The following is an 18,946-nucleotide window of genomic DNA, read 5'->3' as shown; positions in this document are numbered from 1 at the left end:
TTCCCTCTTGTCAGTCTGAAACCTGAGCATTGACACACGCCATATAGTGTTTAACGAAGCGTTCACTGGTGATTTCCCACAAGACTTCAGTGCCTTTCGCCGCAAACCATGAGTTACCTTTGTGGTATTCGACCATAACTCCCGTTTTAACATCCGTCAGTTTCACGGAGCCTTCATAAACAGTTGCCATTTCATCGAAGGGATAAACCATCTTAAATTTCCCTTTAGTACAGGCAAAAATACCGCAAGTCAGGTTATCCGTTGGCTCTCCGTGGATCATTGCACCGCTTGCCTGTGGATCGCCTTCTACAACAATAGAGCCAAGATTGGTGACACTACCAATCGGTATTAATTCAGGAAGTGCTTTATCTAACAATAACGGCTTTATCATGACTTTTACCTTTCAGAATTAATTGTGCAAAAAAGTTCATGTGCAAAAGATAGTGAAAATCCAAAAATCAATAACATTAACGGCGCCCTTTCCAATAGCCTGACGCTTGATGCCAAATCTTTCCGGCAGAAAGAAGCAAATGCCTCAATTTATCTTTGCCGATAATATTAAGATGTGGGATAGAACTTAGCAGTGAATAGCGCTCAGAGCCTTCACTCATTCCTTCTGCCAGTATCTTGCAGATAATATGGCTTGGCGTTACACCAAAACCCGAATAACCTTGGACATAGAACACGTTGTTATGTTTTGGTAAAGAGCCTATTTGCGGGAAGAGATTGGCGCTACAATTCATAGGTCCACCCCATGCTAATTCAATTTTCACATCTTTCAGGTAGGGATAAACATCCAGCATCCGCTTGCGGTTCCATTCTTTTAAATCCGAAGGAATATATTCGAAATATCTTGTCGCACTACCAAATAGCAATCGGTTCTCTTTGGTGACCCGGTAATAATTGATAACAGGGTTGATATCACTATATGCTCCACGGATCGGGCTGATTTTTTCTATCAGTTCATCTGAGAGTTCTTCTGTCATTAACTGGAATGCGTAAGTATTAATCGTTTTTTTATAAATAGTTGGTTCAAGACCATTCAGAAAAGCATTGCACGCCCATAGCATTTTGTTTGCCCGCACAGAGCCTATTGCTGTACGAACGGTAACCCTTGGGCCATATTCCACACTCAAAACCTGGCTATTTTCAAAAATTTTGACACCATACTCTGTGACCGCTTTGGCTTCGCCCAACAATAGGTTCAATGAATGAACATGCCCTCCGCCCATATGTTTCAATGCAGAAGTGTAAAGATTTGAACCAATGACTTTCTTAACTTCTGAGCCAGTATAAAGTTCAATCTCTTCATCAGGACTAGCTTCCCGAAATCCTTTCAGCCAGCCACGCAGTGTCCTCTCTTGTCGGGAGTTATAACCCAGATAACTATAACCCCGGCTGAAATCCGCCTTAATATCATATTTGGCGATCCGGTCACGAATAATTCCAGCCCCCATGTTGCTGATTTTAAATATTGTCTCCAGACCTTTTTCACCGACATGGTGTTTAATCCGATCCAAATCATGACCAATGCCAGTCATAACTTGCCCGCCATTGCGCCCCGTTCCACCATATCCCAGAGTCATTCCTTCCAAAATCGCGATATTGGTAATGCCTTTTTCTGCCAGTTCCAGAGCTGTATTTACACCTGAAAATCCACCACCAATGATAACAACATCGACATCCAGATCTTCTGTCAATGTTGGGAAGCGAAGGTCATATTTTTTAGTTGCCGCATAGTATGTTAATGAATCGATCTGATTGTTCATATTACACCCCGTGAGCATCAGTCTTTTCCCTGATATGCACTGCCAACCGCTTTCTATTCAGGGACGTGTATCGCGTTTATTTAAAATCTTTTATTCAGTAACATTTTTTATTCAATTGGAATAACAAAAGGATACGAAAATAAATTATTAATAAGTTAATTAAAATAAGAAAAGTTCATCCACAAATATTCGCTCTATATATGAATCATATGTATTAGAAATGCTCAAATTGTTTGTTATTTGTATGTTAATTACATCACAATAATTAAAGTTATTGTTAATAAGTTATGATTTTTATCATGTCATTTTGTGATAGTCAGTAGAAGAATTTTTACTGATGGTGAATTATTCTTGATGTGTATATTTGAGCACCATAATTTTTAGGCACTGTAAAAGGAATAAATATGCTTCCTAAGAAAATTATCCTCGATTGTGATCCTGGTCACGATGATGCCATTGCCATGCTGCTTGCCCATGGAAATCCCAATATCGAACTCTTAGCTGTGACGACTGTTGTTGGTAACCAAACCTTAGATAAAGTCACCCGTAATGCGCTTTCCATTGCCCATATCGCTAATATCCACAATGTTCCGTTTGCTGCGGGATGCCATCGCCCACTGGTAAGGGAGATCAAAACTGCACCTGACATTCATGGAGAAACCGGTCTGGATGGCACTGAATTACCTGAGCCTGTAATAAAACTGGATCCCCGGCATGCAGTTGATTTAATCATTGATATCATCATGGAACATCCACCTAAAAGCGTGACGTTAGTTCCAACGGCAGGTTTGACTAATATCGCCCTTGCTGCCCGAAAAGCCCCCCACATTGTCGAACGAATAAAAGAAGTTGTATTAATGGGAGGTGGTTATCATATAGGTAACAGGAGCGCTGTTGCTGAATTTAATATCTTGATTGACCCTGAAGCTGCCCACATTGTTTTTAATGAAAAATGGCCACTAACAATGGTCGGATTAGATCTTACCCATCAAGCTCAGGCAACCCCAGAAGTGATTGAGGCAATCGCCCGGATAAAAACACGTCCAGCTCAGTTCGTATTGGATGCACTGGAGTTTTATGGAGAAAGTTATCGGATATGGCAAGGCTTCAAGTATCCTCCAGTCCATGATCCCTGCGCAGTTGCTTATGTCATTGATCCTACGGTTATGACTACCCAAAAAGTCCCCATAAATATCGAGATGACAGGCGCTTTAACGACAGGTATGACCGTCGCTGACTTTCGCACTCCTCCCCCAGAAGATTGCCATACTCAAGTTGCCGTAAAGCTGGATCAAAACAAATTTTGGCAGATGGTCATTGATGCCCTAAATAATATTGGGGAGACAGCGCTCTGATAACATTATGCCCTATATTCAATATCACCTTTGGGCATGGAGTTTACGAAGTCCAAAGGTGGTTTTACGCCATAGAGTTTTAGACCGTCTCTTAGCATGACTAATGAGATAATTTGTAGAAATTTTAATTAGGAGTGATGGAAGTCTCAAAACTGAACAGTTCATTCAACTCAATTTGCAATCCATTCGCAATGACATAAATAATTTCTAAGGTAGGATTTCTGACACCACGTTCAATGCCGCTGACATAAGTTCGATCCAAACCACATTTATCGGCAAAAGCCTCCTGCGACATCCCAGCTTCCTTCCTGAGATATCTAATTCTTTGTCCAAAAATGGATTTGATGTTGTTCGATGTTTTCATCCGATAAGTATCGATTCATGTTACTTATCCGACCACGGACTATGAGTCACATTTAAATCTTAGTTATGTTATTATACGTGACTCATAGTCTACTATTAATTCATTTCTTTTTAATTGAAAAATGACAGGTAACAGGAGAACTTAAGAATGGAAAATAAAGATTGGCATTCTGCTGATATCATTGCTGAATTGAAAAAAAGAGGCACAACACTATCAGAAGTATCACGTACTGCCGGGTTAGCATCATCAACGCTTGCCAATGCTCTACAACGCCATTGGCCAAAAGGAGAACGTCTTATCGCAGCCGCACTAGGACTGACACCGGAAGAGATATGGCCTTCTCGTTATGAGAAAAAATGAGCAAAGATGAAACCCAGCATTATGCTGGGTTCATTTACAAATCATCAGACCTTACTAACAGTCAACTGGTAAGTTTCAGGCCAATAATACCAACAATAATCAGGCCAAGACTCAATATCCTGGCAAAATTCGCAGATTCCCCCAATACCATGATACCGAAGATCGCAGTACCTACAGCCCCAACTCCTGTCCATACCGCATAGGCAGTTCCTGCTGGTAAGTTTTTCATGGCATAAGCCAGTAACCCTACGCTGACACTCATCGCACTGATGGTAATTAGACTCGGAACTAAGCGAGAAAAACCCTGAGTGTATTTCAGGCCCACAGCCCACACAACTTCAAGTAAACCCGCGATGAGCAGTATCAACCAAGACATGCCTTTTCACCTTATATCTAATGGAACATTATCCAATGAAAAGCGGGGCCGTCCCCAATCAGATGGCGTTTATCCAGGTCGTCCCAGATAACGATAAGAAATGCAACAGGATTATAACTATTAGATCAGAGAGTCGCAACGTGTAACAAAATCGAGAACAACAAAAAACCGCAACCTCTAGACGAAGAGGCTACGGTTTTTTTAAAATAACAATACGCGATTATTTAACGCGAGAAACGTATTCGTTAGAGCGGGTATCAACTTTAATGACTTCACCGATCTGTACAAACAGAGGTACTTTCACTACCGCGCCAGTGCTCAGAGTCGCTGGTTTACCACCAGTACCTGCGGTATCACCTTTCAGGCCCGGATCAGTGTCAACAATTTCCAGTTCAACAAAGTTTGGTGGAGTAACAGCGATAGGACGGCCATCCCACAGAGTCAGAATGCATTCTGCCTGGTCGATTAGCCACTTAGCATTGTCACCAACGGCTTTTGCATCCGCAGCTAATTGCTCGAAAGTTTCGTTGTTCATGAAATGCCAGAATTCACCGTCGTTGTACAGATAAGTCAGGTTGATATCCATAACATCTGCACTTTCAACAGAGTCTGTTGATTTAAAAGTTTTTTCCAACAGTTTACCAGAAATCAACTTACGAATACGGACGCGGGCAAATGCCTGCCCTTTACCAGGTTTAACAAATTCACTGTCAAGAATAGCGCACGGCTCGCCATCTAACATGATTTTAAGACCTGAACGGAATTCATTGGTACTATAAGTAGCCATGGAGATCCTCTAATTTTTAACGAAATGGCTTAGCCAAAAAATGGCACACATTATAACCCAAATTCACCCTGCCAGAGAAGTCTGGCTACAACAACTTACAGATGTTATCACTGATCCCAATGAGTTGTTGCAATTGTTGTCCCTGAGCACGCACGCCATATTAAATGAAGGCAATGAGGCGCGGCGTCTATTTCCTTTGCGCGTGCCAAGAGCATTTGTATCACGAATGAAAAAAGGCGATCCGCGGGATCCCTTATTACTACAAGTTCTGACTGCACGAGAAGAGTTTGATACTCCAACCGGTTTTTCCACTGATCCATTAGATGAACAACATCCAGTGGTTCCCGGATTGCTGCATAAGTATCGCAACCGTGCTTTATTACTGGTCAAAGGAGGCTGCGCGGTAAATTGCCGTTATTGCTTCCGACGCCATTTCCCTTATCAAGACAATAAAGGTAATAAAAACAACTGGCATGCAGCACTTAATTATATTGAACAGCATACTGAACTGAATGAGATCATCTTCTCTGGTGGTGACCCGCTTATGGCGAAAGATCATGAACTGGATTGGCTAATTACTCATCTTGAATCCATCCCGCATATTAAGCGATTACGTATTCATACCCGCTTACCTGTCGTCATCCCCGACAGGATCACTCTTTCATTATGCAACCGCTTAGCACAATCAGATTTGCAAGTGATTATGGTAACTCATATTAACCATGCAAACGAAATTGATGATACTTTTCGCAATAGCATGATGCGATTGAAACAAGTGGGAGTAACACTGTTGAACCAGAGCGTCATATTGCGTGATGTAAATGGCAATGCCGATATTCTGGCAGAGTTAAGTAATGCGTTATTTGATGCGGGTATTTTACCTTACTATATCCATGTGCTGGATAAAGTTCAGGGAGCTGCACATTTTCTTGTCACTGATGAGGAAGCAAAAACCATTATGAGGGAGCTATTGACTAAAGTCTCCGGCTATTTGGTTCCGCGTTTGACAAAGGAAATAGGTGGCGAACCGAGTAAAACACCACTGGATTTAGGCTTAGGGTAGCATTAATTCATCAAGATGGTGTTCAGCCATCACTGATTCAATAAACTCACCGTCGAAAACATTTCATAATGGGCAGTGCACAGAAATTCAAACAAACCGATCAATTATCGTGTTACAAAACGTTTTTCTGGACATTGCCCAAACTGCATTATGTTCTTTTGCTGTGCCTTCTTACTGATGCCTAAGGACATTTATAGACTTGTCCAACCATTTTACTATCAAGGGGAACAAAGCTACCCAACAGATTTTCTGATGGACTATTTGCACCATAAATGACATTTCCCCCCATTGCAGCCGCTTTATTACGTAAATCATTAGCTGCACCACGCATAGAGCTGCTCTCATTACCAATACCATTGAACCAGTTGCTCTGAGTACCAGTCACTTCACCTAACCGCTGGCATTCGCTCCCCGGCTGAGTATCCACAAAACGTACATTAGAGCCAGCGGCAGTTAATTGATTATTCGTTGTGCAACCAGCCAGCAGCAGTACAGACATTCCGAGCAAAATTTTAATTCGCATTTCTTCCCTCATCGGTTGTTGGAACTTATACCACAATGATAAATATACCCTTTTGTATTTCATTAAGAGTAAAAAGTAAAAAGGCGAGTAGATATTTTCTGCTCGCCTTCAAACTTTTATCCTAATGGACGGGTAATTCCATTATCAGGATGAACAGCACTACATCATGCCGCCCATTCCACCCATACCGCCCATGCCACCAGCTGCGCCTAAGTCAGCTTTGTCATCTTTTGGCAGATCAGTGATCATCGCTTCAGTCGTGATCATCAGACCAGCAATAGAAGCTGCGAATTGCAGTGCAGAACGTGTTACTTTAGTTGGATCCAAAATACCCATTTCGATCATGTCGCCGTACTGTTCAGTTGCAGCGTTATAACCGTGGTTGCCCTGACCTGCTTTCACGTTGTTCACAACAACAGATGACTCTTCACCCGCGTTGTCTACGATCTGACGCATTGGTGCTTCCATTGCACGCAGTGCAACACGGATACCTACGTTCTGATCTTCGTTGTCTCCAACCAGATCTGCGATAGCTGCCGCTGCGCGAACCAGAGCAACACCACCACCAGCAACAACACCTTCTTCTACTGCTGCGCGAGTTGCATGCAGAGCATCATCAACACGTGCACGTTTTTCTTTCATTTCAACTTCAGTTGCTGCACCAACTTTGATCACAGCAACACCGCCTGCCAGTTTCGCTACGCGCTCCTGCAGTTTTTCACGGTCATAGTCAGAAGTTGACTCTTCGATTTGTTGACGGATTTGGCTAACACGCGCTTCAATTGCGCTTGCTTCACCTACACCATCAATGATAGTGGTCGTGTCTTTGCTGATAACGATACGTTTTGCCTGACCCAGATCTTCCAGAGTTGCTTTTTCCAGCTCCAGACCGATCTCTTCAGAAATCACAGTACCGTTAGTCAGAATAGCGATATCCTGTAGCATTGCTTTACGGCGATCACCGAAACCTGGTGCTTTAACCGCTGCAACTTTCACGATACCACGCATGTTGTTCACGACCAGAGTGGCCAGTGCTTCGCCTTCAACATCTTCAGCGATGATAGCCAGAGGCTTGCTCGCCTTAGCTACGCCTTCCAGAACTGGCAACAGTTCACGGATGTTGGAAACTTTTTTGTCTACCAACAGGATGTATGGGTTTTCCAGCTCAACAGAACCTGCTTCTGGTTTGTTGATGAAATAAGGAGAGAGGTAACCACGATCGAACTGCATACCTTCAACAACGTCTAGCTCGTCTTCCAGACCAGTACCTTCTTCAACGGTGATTACACCTTCTTTACCGACTTTATCCATCGCTTCTGCGATCAGTTTACCTACGGTTTCGTCGGAGTTCGCAGAGATTGTACCAACCTGTGCAATGGAAGTGGAATCAGAGCAAGGTACGGACAGTTTCTTCAACTCTTCAACCGCAGAAATTACTGCTTTATCGATACCACGTTTCAGATCCATTGGGTTCATGCCAGCAGCAACTGCTTTTAGACCTTCGGTGACGATCGCTTGAGCCAGTACAGTTGCAGTGGTTGTACCGTCACCTGCTGCATCATTAGCTTTAGAGGCAACTTCTTTAACCATCTGTGCACCCATGTTCTCGAATTTGTCTTCCAATTCGATTTCACGTGCTACAGAAACACCATCTTTAGTAATTACAGGTGCGCCAAAAGATTTATCCAAAACAACATTACGGCCTTTAGGACCCAAAGTCACTTTAACTGCATCAGCCAGTACATTTACACCACGCAACATTTTGCTGCGAGCATCATTACCAAATTTTACGTCTTTAGCTGCCATTGTGTCTTTCCTTTAAATTCGTTCAATTAAGAAGATCTAAGCGTAGTTTTTTCAATTACGCTTCAACAATTGCCAGAATATCGCTTTCAGACATGATCAACACTTCTTCGTTATCGATCTTCTCTATTTTAACACCATAACCTTCGTTAAAAATAACGACATCACCTACTTTAACATCCAGCGCTTTCACATCTCCGCTTTCTAGAATGCGACCATTGCCAACAGCCAGAACTTCACCACGGGTAGATTTACCCGCAGCAGAACCAGTCAGAACAATTCCGCCGGCAGATTTTGATTCAACTTCTTGACGCTTGACAATAACGCGGTCATGTAATGGACGAATTTTCATTGATAGATCTCCTATAAATAAAGTCCATATCAGGTAAGAGGATTGATACCAGAACCCAATAGAACCAGTATCATGAAGCTACAAGTTGGGGCATATAAATAATACTTCAAGGGGGGATAGCAAAAAATATTTCACTTTTTTATTACCCTCTGAAATTTCAGACAACATAAGCCGAAATTACTTCTTGTTATAACTATCATCATGGCGTTTTTGGTCATCATGTTTTTGATCATCACGAGTAATAGTATAGGAAGCATCATCTTGCTTGCGCTGATACTCTCCTTCAAATGTTTGCCCACGATCATTATCCTGACCATCTCCTCTACGGATATTCGGGCGGTAAAAGGTAATATGTGGCAGTAATTTTGCTGTCAGGAATTTTTGTACAGGAGACAGCAGCAACAATAACCCAAGAAAATCGGTAAAAAAGCCGGGGAGTATTAACAGGAATCCCGCTATCACTAAAGAAACACTTTTAATGGCTTCTGCCGCTGGGCTTTCTCCGGCAGCAATTTTCTGCTGCATTGCCATAAAATTTTTGATTCCCTGATTACGGACAAGGGAAACACCAACACAAGAAGTCAGAACCACCAATAATAGGGTTAGCAAGACCCCGACTTCAGAAGCAATGCGGACGAACAGAACTGATTCAATATAAACCAGCAGGCATATCAGGATAAGTGGAAACCAGCGCACGTTGTTCTCCTTTAGTTGAGGCACAGTTAGTTGAGGCACAGTTAGTTGAGGCAACCTGAAAGATGAAGGGGATAAATTGGCATTTTCATCCGATTATGAATGCAGTCTTCTTCCTTATGACCATATTCATTAATGATAACTCTCCAGATGATACGCGCCAGATAACATAGTGTGGGGATAACAATAACGGTTTTCAATACTTGTCACGCTTGACTTTTAAGCTGAGTAACCGTGACCTTAATCACACATATGCCATTTCATTAAATAAAATCGTACTATAAAGTGATCCAGGTTCAAGGCATTTCTAACAAATCCAAATATGATCGCGCCAGCAATTTAGTGGTAATTGGCTAATATCACAGCAATTGCTGTCGGCAACATTATCTAAACAAACACATAACAAATAGTAAAAACGTATCCAATCTTAAGAAGGTTCTCATGTCAAACAACATTCGTATCGAAGAAGACCTGTTAGGTAAACGTGAAGTCCCTGCTGAAGCCTATTACGGTATTCACACTCTACGTGCGATTGAAAACTTCTATATCAGTGACCGCTCCATCAACGACGTACCTGAATTCATCCGTGGCATGGTAATGGTGAAAAAAGCGGCAGCACTGGCAAACAAAGAGCTCCATACTATTCCCGCCAAAGTTGCAGATATCATTGTCAGAGCCTGTGATGAGCTGCTCAATACTGGTAAATGTATGGATCAGTTCCCAGTTGATGTTTTTCAGGGCGGTGCAGGCACCTCACTAAACATGAATACGAATGAGGTATTGGCAAATATAGGTCTTGAACTGATGGGGCATCAGAAAGGTGAATATGAGTACCTGAATCCCAATGATCATCTGAACAGAAGCCAGTCAACCAACGATGCTTATCCTACGGGTTTCCGTATTGCTGTCTACAACTCAATCATACAGTTGATCGATTCTATTGAACTATTAAAAGCAGGCTTCGACAAAAAAGGTATTGAGTTCGATGACATTCTGAAAATGGGTCGTACTCAGTTGCAAGACGCTGTGCCGATGACTTTGGGTCAGGAGTTCCGTGCTTTCTCTATTTTATTGAAAGAAGAGACTAAAAATATCACTCGTACAGCGGAATTGTTATTGGAAGTCAACCTCGGAGCAACTGCTATCGGTACTGGTTTGAATACAGCACCCGGCTACCAGAAACTGGCTGTGGAAAAATTGGCAGAAGTCACTGGCCTGCCTTGTGTACCCGCAGAAGACCTGATTGAAGCAACTTCCGATTGTGGTGCTTATGTGATGGTTCATGGAGCACTGAAACGTCTGGCAGTAAAATTGTCCAAAATTTGTAACGATCTGCGTCTGCTCTCTTCCGGCCCGCGCGCTGGTCTGAACGAAATCAATCTGCCAGAATTGCAGGCAGGCTCTTCTATTATGCCAGCCAAAGTGAACCCAGTGGTTCCAGAAGTTGTTAATCAGGTTTGTTTTAAGGTTATTGGTAACGATACCTGCATTACCATGGCCGCAGAAGCAGGTCAATTACAATTGAACGTGATGGAGCCAGCAATTGGTCAGGCAATGTTTGAATCTATTACGATCCTGAGCAATGCATGCCGCAATCTGGTTGAAAAATGTGTTAATGGTATTACAGCTAATAAAGATGTATGCGAAAGCTTTGTCTTTAACTCTATCGGTATCGTAACCTATCTGAACCCATTCATCGGTCACCATAATGGTGATATCGTAGGTAAGATCTGTGCAGAAACGGGTAAAAGTGTCCGGGAAGTCGTTCTGGAGCGAGGCCTGCTGACAGAAGCGCAATTAGATGATATTTTCTCTGTTGAGAACCTAAAACATCCGACTTATAAAGCAAAACGTTTTGATGACTAATTAAATGATTATAATAACGAGTTCGTCTTAATTTTTAAGGCACGCTATTCCAACCGGAAGCGTGCCTTTTTAATTGGCAGCAAACACAAATTATTAACCATAGATTTTCATAAAATCAAATAAATGAAGGAGTATGCAACATGTTAGCCGTAGAATTGGTTATTGTTCTGCTGGCCATTTTTCTGGGGGCAAGATTAGGGGGAATAGGCATTGGATTTGCAGGTGGGATTGGCGTTTTGATCCTTGCCGCCATTGGTGTCAAACCAGGCAGCATTCCATTCGATGTTATTTCAATTATTATGGCTGTTATTGCTGCAATATCAGCTATGCAAATGGCTGGAGGATTAGATTATCTCGTCCAACAAACCGAAAAATTACTGCGCAGGAATCCAAAGTACATCACTATCCTTGCGCCTATCGTCACTTACTTTCTGACTTTATTTGCGGGTACGGGAAATATCTCACTGGCAACATTACCTGTTATTGCGGAGGTCGCTAAAGAACAAGGCATCAAACCATGCCGCCCGCTCTCAACCGCTGTTGTCTCTGCTCAAATAGGGATCACCGCTTCTCCAATTTCTGCGGCAGTAGTTTATATGGCCTCAATGATGGAAGAACAAGGTGTCAGTTATATTCATTTGCTCATGATACTGCTGCCAGCTACATTTTTTGCCATCGTATTAATGTCATTCATTGTTTCATGGCTTTTCGATTCCAAACTGGCTAACGACCCTATCTATCAAAAACGCCTTACTGCTGGCTTAGTAGAAATGCGTGGCTCTGCTCAGATCCAAATTAAGCCGAGGGCAAAACTGTCTGTTCTGCTGTTTTTGTTAGGTGTTACCGGCGTCATTATCTACGCAGTTATCAATAGCCCTAGTGTGGGATTAATTGAAAAACCGCTGATGAACACCACCAGTGCGATTCTGATTATTATGTTAAGTGTCGCAACCATTATCACTGTTATCTGCTCCGCCAATACTGACGCTATACTGAACTCAAGCACTTTTAAAGCAGGAATGAGTGCTTGTATCTGTATTCTGGGAGTCGCATGGCTAGGGGATACTTTTGTTCAGGCCAATATTACTTGGATCAAAGAAACTGCGGGTAATCTGATCCATGCACAACCATGGTTATTGGCTGTTATTTTCTTCTTTTGCTCTGCTTTACTCTATTCACAAGCAGTTACAGCCAAGGCATTGATGCCTATGGCATTGGCTTTACATGTTACACCATTGACTGCGATTGCTTCGTTCTCTGCGGTTTCCGGTCTATTCATTCTGCCAACCTATCCGACACTGGTTGCAGCAGTGCAAATGGATGATACCGGCACCACCCGGATCGGACGTTTCGTTTTCAATCATCCGTTCTTCATTCCGGGAACAATTGCTGTTGGATTAGCTGTAGCATTCGGTTTCCTATTTGGAGACATGGTTCTGTAATTTTTAAACTGGCTTAGTGTTATCTCAGGGGCTTAAAAAGCCCCTGAATATTTTCTTTCCCATATTTGCTGCCAATAAACTTTCCTGAAAAAAACACCGCACTGTTTTAATATTAGGCAAGCAGCCTTTTGCCGTGGATCTCATCGGTAATAGCACTGATTTTGGTAACAGTACTGATTCTGGTAAATTTTCCCCATCAACCCTATAAAAAACAGGCAGGCAAAAGATATCTTATGATGAAACGTATTCTCATATTGTTTCTACTATTCAGTGCATTAGCTACTTCTCCCATGACAGCTAACGCCCTGTTTGAACGCCCCGGACAAAATTCATACCTTCCCGCTGAACAAGCATTCATGTTTGATTTTCAGCAGAAAGGGGGCCAACTCACACTGAGCTGGGACATTAAACCCGGTTATTACCTCTATAGAAAACAGTTCATCATCACACCAAACCAACAAGCTACAATAGGTCATATCGATTTTTCCAAAGCGACAGCTCATGAGGATGAGTTTTTTGGCAAAACCGAGGTCTATTTCCAATCAGCACATATTTACATCCCCATTCTTGCTGCAACAAATGACTCTACTCTTCAGGTCTCTTATCAAGGCTGTGCAGAAGCGGGATATTGTTATCCCCCGGAAACAATTACCGTACCGCTGCGTGCTGTCATTGCTTCTTCTTCACCAAATGTCTCTCAGAGTGAACCTTCACTACAGAAAGAAACACTCCCCAAAACACATGAGACTCCCTTTTCACCGTTATGGGCGTTACTGATTGGTATTGGTATCGCATTTACGCCTTGCATTCTGCCTATGTACCCATTGATTTCCGGCATTATTTTGGGGCAACAGAGACCCGAAAGCCTGAAACGTATTTTCTGGCTGGCGATGAGTTATGTGCAAGGAATGGCTATTACTTATACTGTATTGGGGTTAATCGTCGCTGCGGCAGGTTTACAATTTCAGGCCGCGTTACAAAATCCTTATATTCTGATAGGGCTGTCTGTACTGTTTATTCTACTGGCGTTATCGATGTTTGGAACATATTCACTACAACTCCCTTCTTCTATTCAAACGCGTCTAGTGAACTGGAGTAACCAGCAGAAAAGTGGTTCCTATTTGGGGGTATTTATTATGGGAATGCTGGCAGGACTGATTGCCTCTCCCTGTACAACCGCCCCACTTAGCGCCATTTTACTTTACATCGCTCAAAGTGGTAACACTGTGCTTGGTGGCCTGACACTTTACCTTTATGCACTGGGAATGGGGTTACCACTCATCGCTGTTACTTTATTTGGCCACAAATTTTTACCCCGCAGCGGCCCATGGATGCAATACGTTAAAGAAGCATTCGGCTTTATTATTCTTGCACTGCCAATTTTTTTACTGGAAAGGGTTTTCGGTGAAACCTGGGGAATAAGATTGTGGAGCATGTTGGGTGTGGCTTTCTTTAGCTGGGCTTTTGTGTTAACACTCAACAACAAAAATGGTTGGTTACGTACCCTACAACTCATTCTACTGACACTGGCTTTAATCTCGTCACGCCCCTTGCAGGATTGGGTATGGGGAACTCAGGCCACAGCACAACAACAAGCATATTTGAAATTTCAACAAGTCAGCGACTGGCAGGAATTGAGCCAAATTCTGGCTGCAAACCGCCACCAACCGATAATGTTGGATCTGTATGCAGATTGGTGTGTGGCCTGTAAAGAGTTCGAAAAATATACCTTCAGCGCCCCACAGGTGCAAAAACAGTTAAGCAACTTCCTCCTGTTACAGGTTAATGTCACAGAAAATAGCCCCAAACAGAAAGAACTGCTACAAAAATTGAAGGTGATGGGGCTTCCCACTATTTTGTTTTTTGACTCTCAAGGAAAAGAACTATCCGATTCACGAGTTAATGGATTTATGGATGCAGAACGTTTCAACCGCCACTTACAGCATCTATATCCAATAGACTCCTAACCGGAACCAGCAAAGCAAGATGAAGGGTAAACAGAAATTATTTAAAAGGAGAACAACTGTGCAACGTGAATATGTGCTTAGTCATAGTCTGAACTTACTTGAGCAGCATGGTCTGTCAGCAACATTGGAGACACTTTTAACTCCCCTCAATATTGATATCAACCACATAAAACATTTCTGGCCTGATCGTGAGGCCCTGCTCTACGATTGTCTACGCTATCATAGTCAGCAAATTGAAGCCTGGCAGCGTCACATCTTGCTGGATGAAACCTTAAGCCCAGAGCAGAAATTATTGGCTCGTTACGATACGCTAGAGGAAAAAGTACAAGAGCAGCGCTATCCCGGCTGTTTGTTCATTGCAGCTTGTGGCGCTTTTCCTGATAGTGACCATCCGATTCACCAACTTGCAGAGTTACAAAAACAGAATTCTTTTCACTATACGATCGGGTTATTACAGCAAATTGATATTGAAGATAGTGAACAGATTGCCAAACAGATGGAACTTATCCTTGAAGGCTGTCTCAGCAAGCTATTGGTGAAAAGAGAACTTGAGGTTGTGATTACGGCAAAACTACTGGCTCAGGATATTCTGATCATTGCTAAATGCCGGAAAGACGGAGCTTTGAGCTGATAAAAAGTAGCCAACGTTGAATAATCACACCAGAGCAGTATAAAAATACATCCAACAACCATTTTTCACGTTTTTTTCGCAGAAAGTCGTTGACGGATTGGAACTAATACGGTTTAATACGTCCCCGTTAGCCCGGATAGCTCAGTCGGTAGAGCAGGGGATTGAAAATCCCCGTGTCGGTGGTTCGATTCCGCCTCCGGGCACCAAGATTTTAAAGCTAATTTGTTGAATATTATCAGATAATTAACAAATAAGTTAAAATTTAGGGCTGTTAATTCAATGTTAAACAATTGATCGCCTAATTTGCACACTCAATGTTTAAGAAAGCCGTAAATAATGAATACAGGGTGCCTGCATTTGCAAGCACTCTTTTTTCATTTAAAATAATGATTTCAGTAATTGATTCTGATGTCAAGTAAGGGAAAAACTTTACGGGATGCCGGATCGGTATTAGCCATTTTTCATACCATCGATATTGATGCAGGGCCGTTCACTAAGACCTCCACCTCCTAATCCTGTCTGAGGCCTGCCCTGTCTTTTTTTCCCTGATATCCTTACACCGAAATATCCAGATATATCGCCAGTTCATTCTCCAGCGTTTTACCCGCGATTTCCATATCGATATCAATATATTCCAGGGTGGTTGCCAGACTACGATGACCCAGCAAACACCTGACCAGCTGCAAATTACGATCCGGTGCTTTCATCAGCTCTGTTGCCAGTGTATGACGAAAACGGTGAGGTGAGACCGCAAAACCACACTCTTTCGACAACCGATTGAAAAAAGAACGAATATGCTGCCTTTCTTTATCGTGATCATACTGGTAACTGGCCATCCGCCCGTGATGACGAAAACTCAGACGGCTTAAATCAAACAGCGGATCATCCTCTTTCGCTCCACAGGCTCTCGCCTGTTCAAGGAGTTGCGCCAGCCGGGGTTTAAGCTGCCGGATCATCGGTATCCGCCACTCACTGTGATTTTTACTGCCCTCGACGCACAATACAATATAATTGCCATCCAGGTTGATATCCCGTAATCGCAGGTGCAGTAACTGGTTCTGACGCATGCCTGTCAGCCGGAACGTATCCAGCACCGTCAGCCAATACCCGGTCGGGTATAAAGCACAACGCCCTCCCCGGGGAGCAACCTGTGTTCGCTCTTCTTCCCCATACTGCCCCATCAGCAGGTAGAGACGGGTTATCTGGACTTTACTCAGAATTTTCTTCTTTTTCTTCTCTTTTTTCACCGCCGCATTGCTAAACGGGTTCTCGGTAAATGGCAGCAGTTTCCTGTCCATTACGAAGTTAAAAATAGCCCGCAGGTGGGCCACCTTATTGTTCCAGGTATGGCTCGACTGTTTTTTCTCCATCAAAAGATGACGCCGCCACCGTAGCACATCCCGGTGAGTGACCTGTTCCGGCAACACCGTTTCTCCCATAAACTGGATAAAGACCCGGGTAACTTTGCGATAACTCCACTCGGTGGCCGGTCGCAACATATGTGAAAAAAAGTACTCTTCCAATAACTCATCCCAACTGATTTTTTCTGCGGCAGGCAACATGTTATTTTTTCCTTAATATATTAAATAAATCATGACACTCAATTGTTCATAAACGGTTTTATGGAAATACAAGATATAAATAATCAGTTAAACTATTTACATTACAATAATGTATTGTGGTTATCTTTTCTGGCAACATTTTCTTTATCCGATACAGACTGTTTGGCGAATTTCGAGCCGTGATGATGATTTTTTGCCTTCTCCTGATGAGAGGACCCATGACCGGATTGAAATAAAGACAATAACGTCTGGGTATCACTCTCGCCGGATGGCTCAGATGCCGGTGCCATTTCTAATGGGGAATCCGGAGAAGCCTGGCCAGGTTCAGGTGATACCCCAGCGACATCAGACAATTCTGCAGAATTCCCCGGTTTCAATAAAGGCGACTCCACCTGTCCGGCGGCTTCCTGAAGTAATTCATCAATCAACGGTACAGAGGATGAATGGCCACCAAGATGCAATGTCAGGCAAGTCCATGCGTCCGGTACCAGAAACAACCAGGTCACCGCATCTTCCGGCAGTAAACGGGCTGCCATCATGGCGTTCAGTGGCACAGACAAATCTGGCCGGGACGACCGGAACCGGAAACGAAAGCGACGGCCTGGCGTCCACAATCCCGGCTGCCAGTCATGCCCATCATCCAGCTCCCCTTCCAGGTGCTGCAACAGGGGCAGGTGGTAAAATAATGCCGTCCAGAACACAACCGCCTGCCATAGCAAGCTCTGGGCTGCCTGTGTTTCCGGTGCTGCCCCGGGGGGTAACAGATGTCCCTTCGCCAGCCGCACGGCACAGGTGGTAAACTTTAGCGTCAGGTCAGCAAAATCCCCGCTGCCCGACCAGTTACCTTCCGGTGTTGCCGGCACCTGTTGGACACGGCTCAGCAATTGCTTCACCGGTGCGAAATAAAAACGCTGATACAGCCCTTCGGGCAAGGCAGTGTTTTGCCATAATTGCGTCAGACACTGACGGCGCAGTGGGGTGGCCAGTAACTTATCCACCGATTGCGGCCGGAAATAGCCCCGGCTGTCACGAATGGCTTCCGGTTGTTGTTCGGATGATTTTTGCGGTGTGGCAGACTGGCGGGCAAAATGCGATTTAAAACGCTGAAACATGGCTTTTCCTCTTTCGGTTCAAATTGGGCTCAGTGTCGGTGAATCCCGGTCTGAAACAAGGAAAAACTCTTTTTACGGAAATGAAAATTAAACTGACTCGATTCACCCACCGACTCGCTTATCGGATCACCTTAATTTTCACTATAAATCAATATATTAAAACTACTCGAAAATAAGAAAGCGCCCCGAAAGGCGCATTAGAGTAACAGAACAGAGGCTGAAAAAATTCAGGCGGCCTGTGGCTGCTGATGCTCCCGTAAACGGTTCGACCAGTTACCCAGATAATGGGCCGGCGTGTAACGTGTCCGTTTGCTGCCGCCATCATCCAGCGCATTGCCGACAGTGACCGCTGCCGGAATGCCGGCCAGAGAAAGCTGGACGTAAGCCATCACCGCGGCCAGCGGATCAATATCAATCGCTGACACCCACAGGCTGCATAACGGATCATGCCCCTGCTCTCTCAAGACGTCGGCAGCGGCCAGTGTCATACAGCCCGCCCCACAAGCCGGCTCGTACAGGGTCACAAAGGGTTTCTCCTGCAAGCGTGCGGAAACATCCTGCAACTGTATCTCCGCCATCATTCTGGCGACACTCCAGGGCGTAAAGAACTGCTGAAGGTGTTTATTCCCCAGCTCCAGCCGCATAAACACCGTGCCGAGAAAATCGCCGGGCGCTTCTGCCAGTGCCAGCACGGCAGTGGAAAAGAGTTTTACAATCCGGTCAACATCTTCCCGCGCATATTTCCTGATGGTTTTCAGATAAAACTGCTCCAGCTCCTCACTGAAACAATATTTATTGTGAATGGCCGCCATTGCGCAGTGACAAAAATCCCGGAAGACCTGATAACGAGGCTGATAGCGGGCGGTTTGATTAAACAGCGAGATAAATTCCTGTTGGTAATCGGTACGAGACGCCATGGCG

19 protein-coding genes and 1 tRNA gene are annotated in these 18,946 nt (G+C 43.7%); 8 read left to right on the top strand and 12 right to left on the bottom strand.

The annotated features are described in order from the left end of the window. Window positions 1-10: 10 nt before the first annotated feature. Together AAC852_RS14430 and AAC852_RS14425 are read right to left on the bottom strand one after the other, a co-directional pair. Window positions 11-391 carry a cupin domain-containing protein gene (locus tag AAC852_RS14430; RefSeq protein WP_340621610.1) on the bottom strand — a complete coding sequence of 127 codons (381 nt, stop codon included), beginning with the start codon at window positions 389-391 and terminating at the stop codon, window positions 11-13. A gap of 76 nt (window positions 392-467) precedes the next feature. Continuing rightward, the gene (locus AAC852_RS14425) at window positions 468-1,769 is read right to left on the bottom strand and encodes an NAD(P)/FAD-dependent oxidoreductase (protein ID WP_340621609.1); all 1,302 of its coding nucleotides are present in this window, start codon (window positions 1,767-1,769) and stop codon (window positions 468-470) included. 404 nt (window positions 1,770-2,173) lie between these two features. Here AAC852_RS14425 and uriH point away from each other — a divergent pair, with 404 nt between their 5' ends. Continuing rightward, the gene (gene uriH / locus AAC852_RS14420) at window positions 2,174-3,124 is read left to right on the top strand and encodes a uridine-preferring nucleoside hydrolase UriH (protein ID WP_340621608.1); all 951 of its coding nucleotides are present in this window, start codon (window positions 2,174-2,176) and stop codon (window positions 3,122-3,124) included. A 124-nt stretch (window positions 3,125-3,248) separates the two neighbouring features. Here the strand turns inward: uriH and AAC852_RS14415 are convergent, their stop codons facing one another. Further along, complete coding sequence (locus tag AAC852_RS14415) at window positions 3,249-3,488, bottom strand: helix-turn-helix domain-containing protein (RefSeq protein WP_340621607.1); 240 nt, start codon at window positions 3,486-3,488, stop codon at window positions 3,249-3,251. Window positions 3,489-3,635: 147 nt separating this feature from the next. Between AAC852_RS14415 and AAC852_RS14410 the strand changes: the two genes are divergently transcribed. Next, the gene (locus tag AAC852_RS14410) at window positions 3,636-3,848 is read left to right on the top strand and encodes a helix-turn-helix domain-containing protein (RefSeq protein ID WP_038260439.1); all 213 of its coding nucleotides are present in this window, start codon (window positions 3,636-3,638) and stop codon (window positions 3,846-3,848) included. A gap of 61 nt (window positions 3,849-3,909) precedes the next feature. Here the strand turns inward: AAC852_RS14410 and sugE are convergent, their stop codons facing one another. Next, on the bottom strand, window positions 3,910-4,224 hold the full coding sequence (sugE, locus tag AAC852_RS14405; protein ID WP_047683218.1) for a quaternary ammonium compound efflux SMR transporter SugE: 315 nt from the start codon (window positions 4,222-4,224) through the stop codon (window positions 3,910-3,912). A 220-nt stretch (window positions 4,225-4,444) separates the two neighbouring features. After that, window positions 4,445-5,011, bottom strand: a complete 567-nt coding sequence (efp, locus tag AAC852_RS14400; RefSeq protein ID WP_047683220.1) for an elongation factor P — start codon at window positions 5,009-5,011, stop codon at window positions 4,445-4,447. 40 nt (window positions 5,012-5,051) lie between these two features. Between efp and epmB the strand changes: the two genes are divergently transcribed. Continuing rightward, window positions 5,052-6,074 carry an EF-P beta-lysylation protein EpmB gene (epmB, locus tag AAC852_RS14395; RefSeq protein WP_340621606.1) on the top strand — a complete coding sequence of 341 codons (1,023 nt, stop codon included), beginning with the start codon at window positions 5,052-5,054 and terminating at the stop codon, window positions 6,072-6,074. 181 nt (window positions 6,075-6,255) lie between these two features. On the opposite strand, the gene AAC852_RS14390 is transcribed toward epmB, so the two are convergent. The 4 genes from AAC852_RS14390 to AAC852_RS14375 form a co-directional block, all read right to left on the bottom strand. Next, a complete protein-coding gene (locus AAC852_RS14390; protein WP_340621605.1) occupies window positions 6,256-6,597 on the bottom strand; it encodes a DUF4156 domain-containing protein in 342 nt (113 codons plus the stop codon). Between the two features lie 159 nt (window positions 6,598-6,756). Next, on the bottom strand, window positions 6,757-8,403 hold the full coding sequence (groL, locus tag AAC852_RS14385; protein ID WP_340621604.1) for a chaperonin GroEL: 1,647 nt from the start codon (window positions 8,401-8,403) through the stop codon (window positions 6,757-6,759). A gap of 55 nt (window positions 8,404-8,458) precedes the next feature. Beyond that, window positions 8,459-8,752 (bottom strand): co-chaperone GroES, encoded by a 294-nt coding sequence (locus AAC852_RS14380; RefSeq protein WP_340621603.1) that lies wholly within the window; start codon window positions 8,750-8,752, stop codon window positions 8,459-8,461. A 177-nt stretch (window positions 8,753-8,929) separates the two neighbouring features. Then, on the bottom strand, window positions 8,930-9,448 hold the full coding sequence (locus AAC852_RS14375) for an FxsA family protein (protein WP_340621602.1): 519 nt from the start codon (window positions 9,446-9,448) through the stop codon (window positions 8,930-8,932). Between the two features lie 438 nt (window positions 9,449-9,886). Between AAC852_RS14375 and aspA the strand changes: the two genes are divergently transcribed. The 5 genes from aspA (at window position 9,887) to AAC852_RS14350 (ending at window position 15,557) form a co-directional block, all read left to right on the top strand. After that, on the top strand, window positions 9,887-11,311 hold the full coding sequence (gene aspA / locus AAC852_RS14370) for an aspartate ammonia-lyase (RefSeq protein WP_340621601.1): 1,425 nt from the start codon (window positions 9,887-9,889) through the stop codon (window positions 11,309-11,311). Between the two features lie 140 nt (window positions 11,312-11,451). Continuing rightward, on the top strand, window positions 11,452-12,753 hold the full coding sequence (locus AAC852_RS14365; RefSeq protein ID WP_340621600.1) for an anaerobic C4-dicarboxylate transporter: 1,302 nt from the start codon (window positions 11,452-11,454) through the stop codon (window positions 12,751-12,753). A 233-nt stretch (window positions 12,754-12,986) separates the two neighbouring features. Beyond that, window positions 12,987-14,720 (top strand): protein-disulfide reductase DsbD, encoded by a 1,734-nt coding sequence (locus AAC852_RS14360; RefSeq protein WP_340621599.1) that lies wholly within the window; start codon window positions 12,987-12,989, stop codon window positions 14,718-14,720. Window positions 14,721-14,778: 58 nt separating this feature from the next. Continuing rightward, window positions 14,779-15,351 carry a division control transcriptional repressor DicD gene (gene dicD / locus AAC852_RS14355; RefSeq protein ID WP_340621598.1) on the top strand — a complete coding sequence of 191 codons (573 nt, stop codon included), beginning with the start codon at window positions 14,779-14,781 and terminating at the stop codon, window positions 15,349-15,351. 130 nt (window positions 15,352-15,481) lie between these two features. After that, a tRNA-Phe gene (locus AAC852_RS14350) sits at window positions 15,482-15,557 on the top strand. A gap of 348 nt (window positions 15,558-15,905) precedes the next feature. Here the strand turns inward: AAC852_RS14350 and AAC852_RS14345 are convergent. The 3 genes from AAC852_RS14345 to AAC852_RS14335 form a co-directional block, all read right to left on the bottom strand. Next, window positions 15,906-16,913 carry a tyrosine-type recombinase/integrase gene (locus AAC852_RS14345; protein WP_340620970.1) on the bottom strand — a complete coding sequence of 336 codons (1,008 nt, stop codon included), beginning with the start codon at window positions 16,911-16,913 and terminating at the stop codon, window positions 15,906-15,908. Window positions 16,914-17,014: 101 nt separating this feature from the next. Then, complete coding sequence (locus AAC852_RS14340; RefSeq protein WP_340620969.1) at window positions 17,015-18,025, bottom strand: TraI domain-containing protein; 1,011 nt, start codon at window positions 18,023-18,025, stop codon at window positions 17,015-17,017. Window positions 18,026-18,252: 227 nt separating this feature from the next. Further along, complete coding sequence (locus AAC852_RS14335; protein WP_340621597.1) at window positions 18,253-18,942, bottom strand: N-6 DNA methylase; 690 nt, start codon at window positions 18,940-18,942, stop codon at window positions 18,253-18,255. Window positions 18,943-18,946: the final 4 nt, after the last annotated feature.

The sequence above is a fragment of the Xenorhabdus siamensis genome, from assembly GCF_037996745.1.
Taxonomy (GTDB): Bacteria; Pseudomonadota; Gammaproteobacteria; order Enterobacterales; family Enterobacteriaceae; genus Xenorhabdus; species Xenorhabdus indica.
Note: the sequence above shows the minus strand (reverse complement) of the source record. Positions and strands in the feature narration are given on the sequence as shown.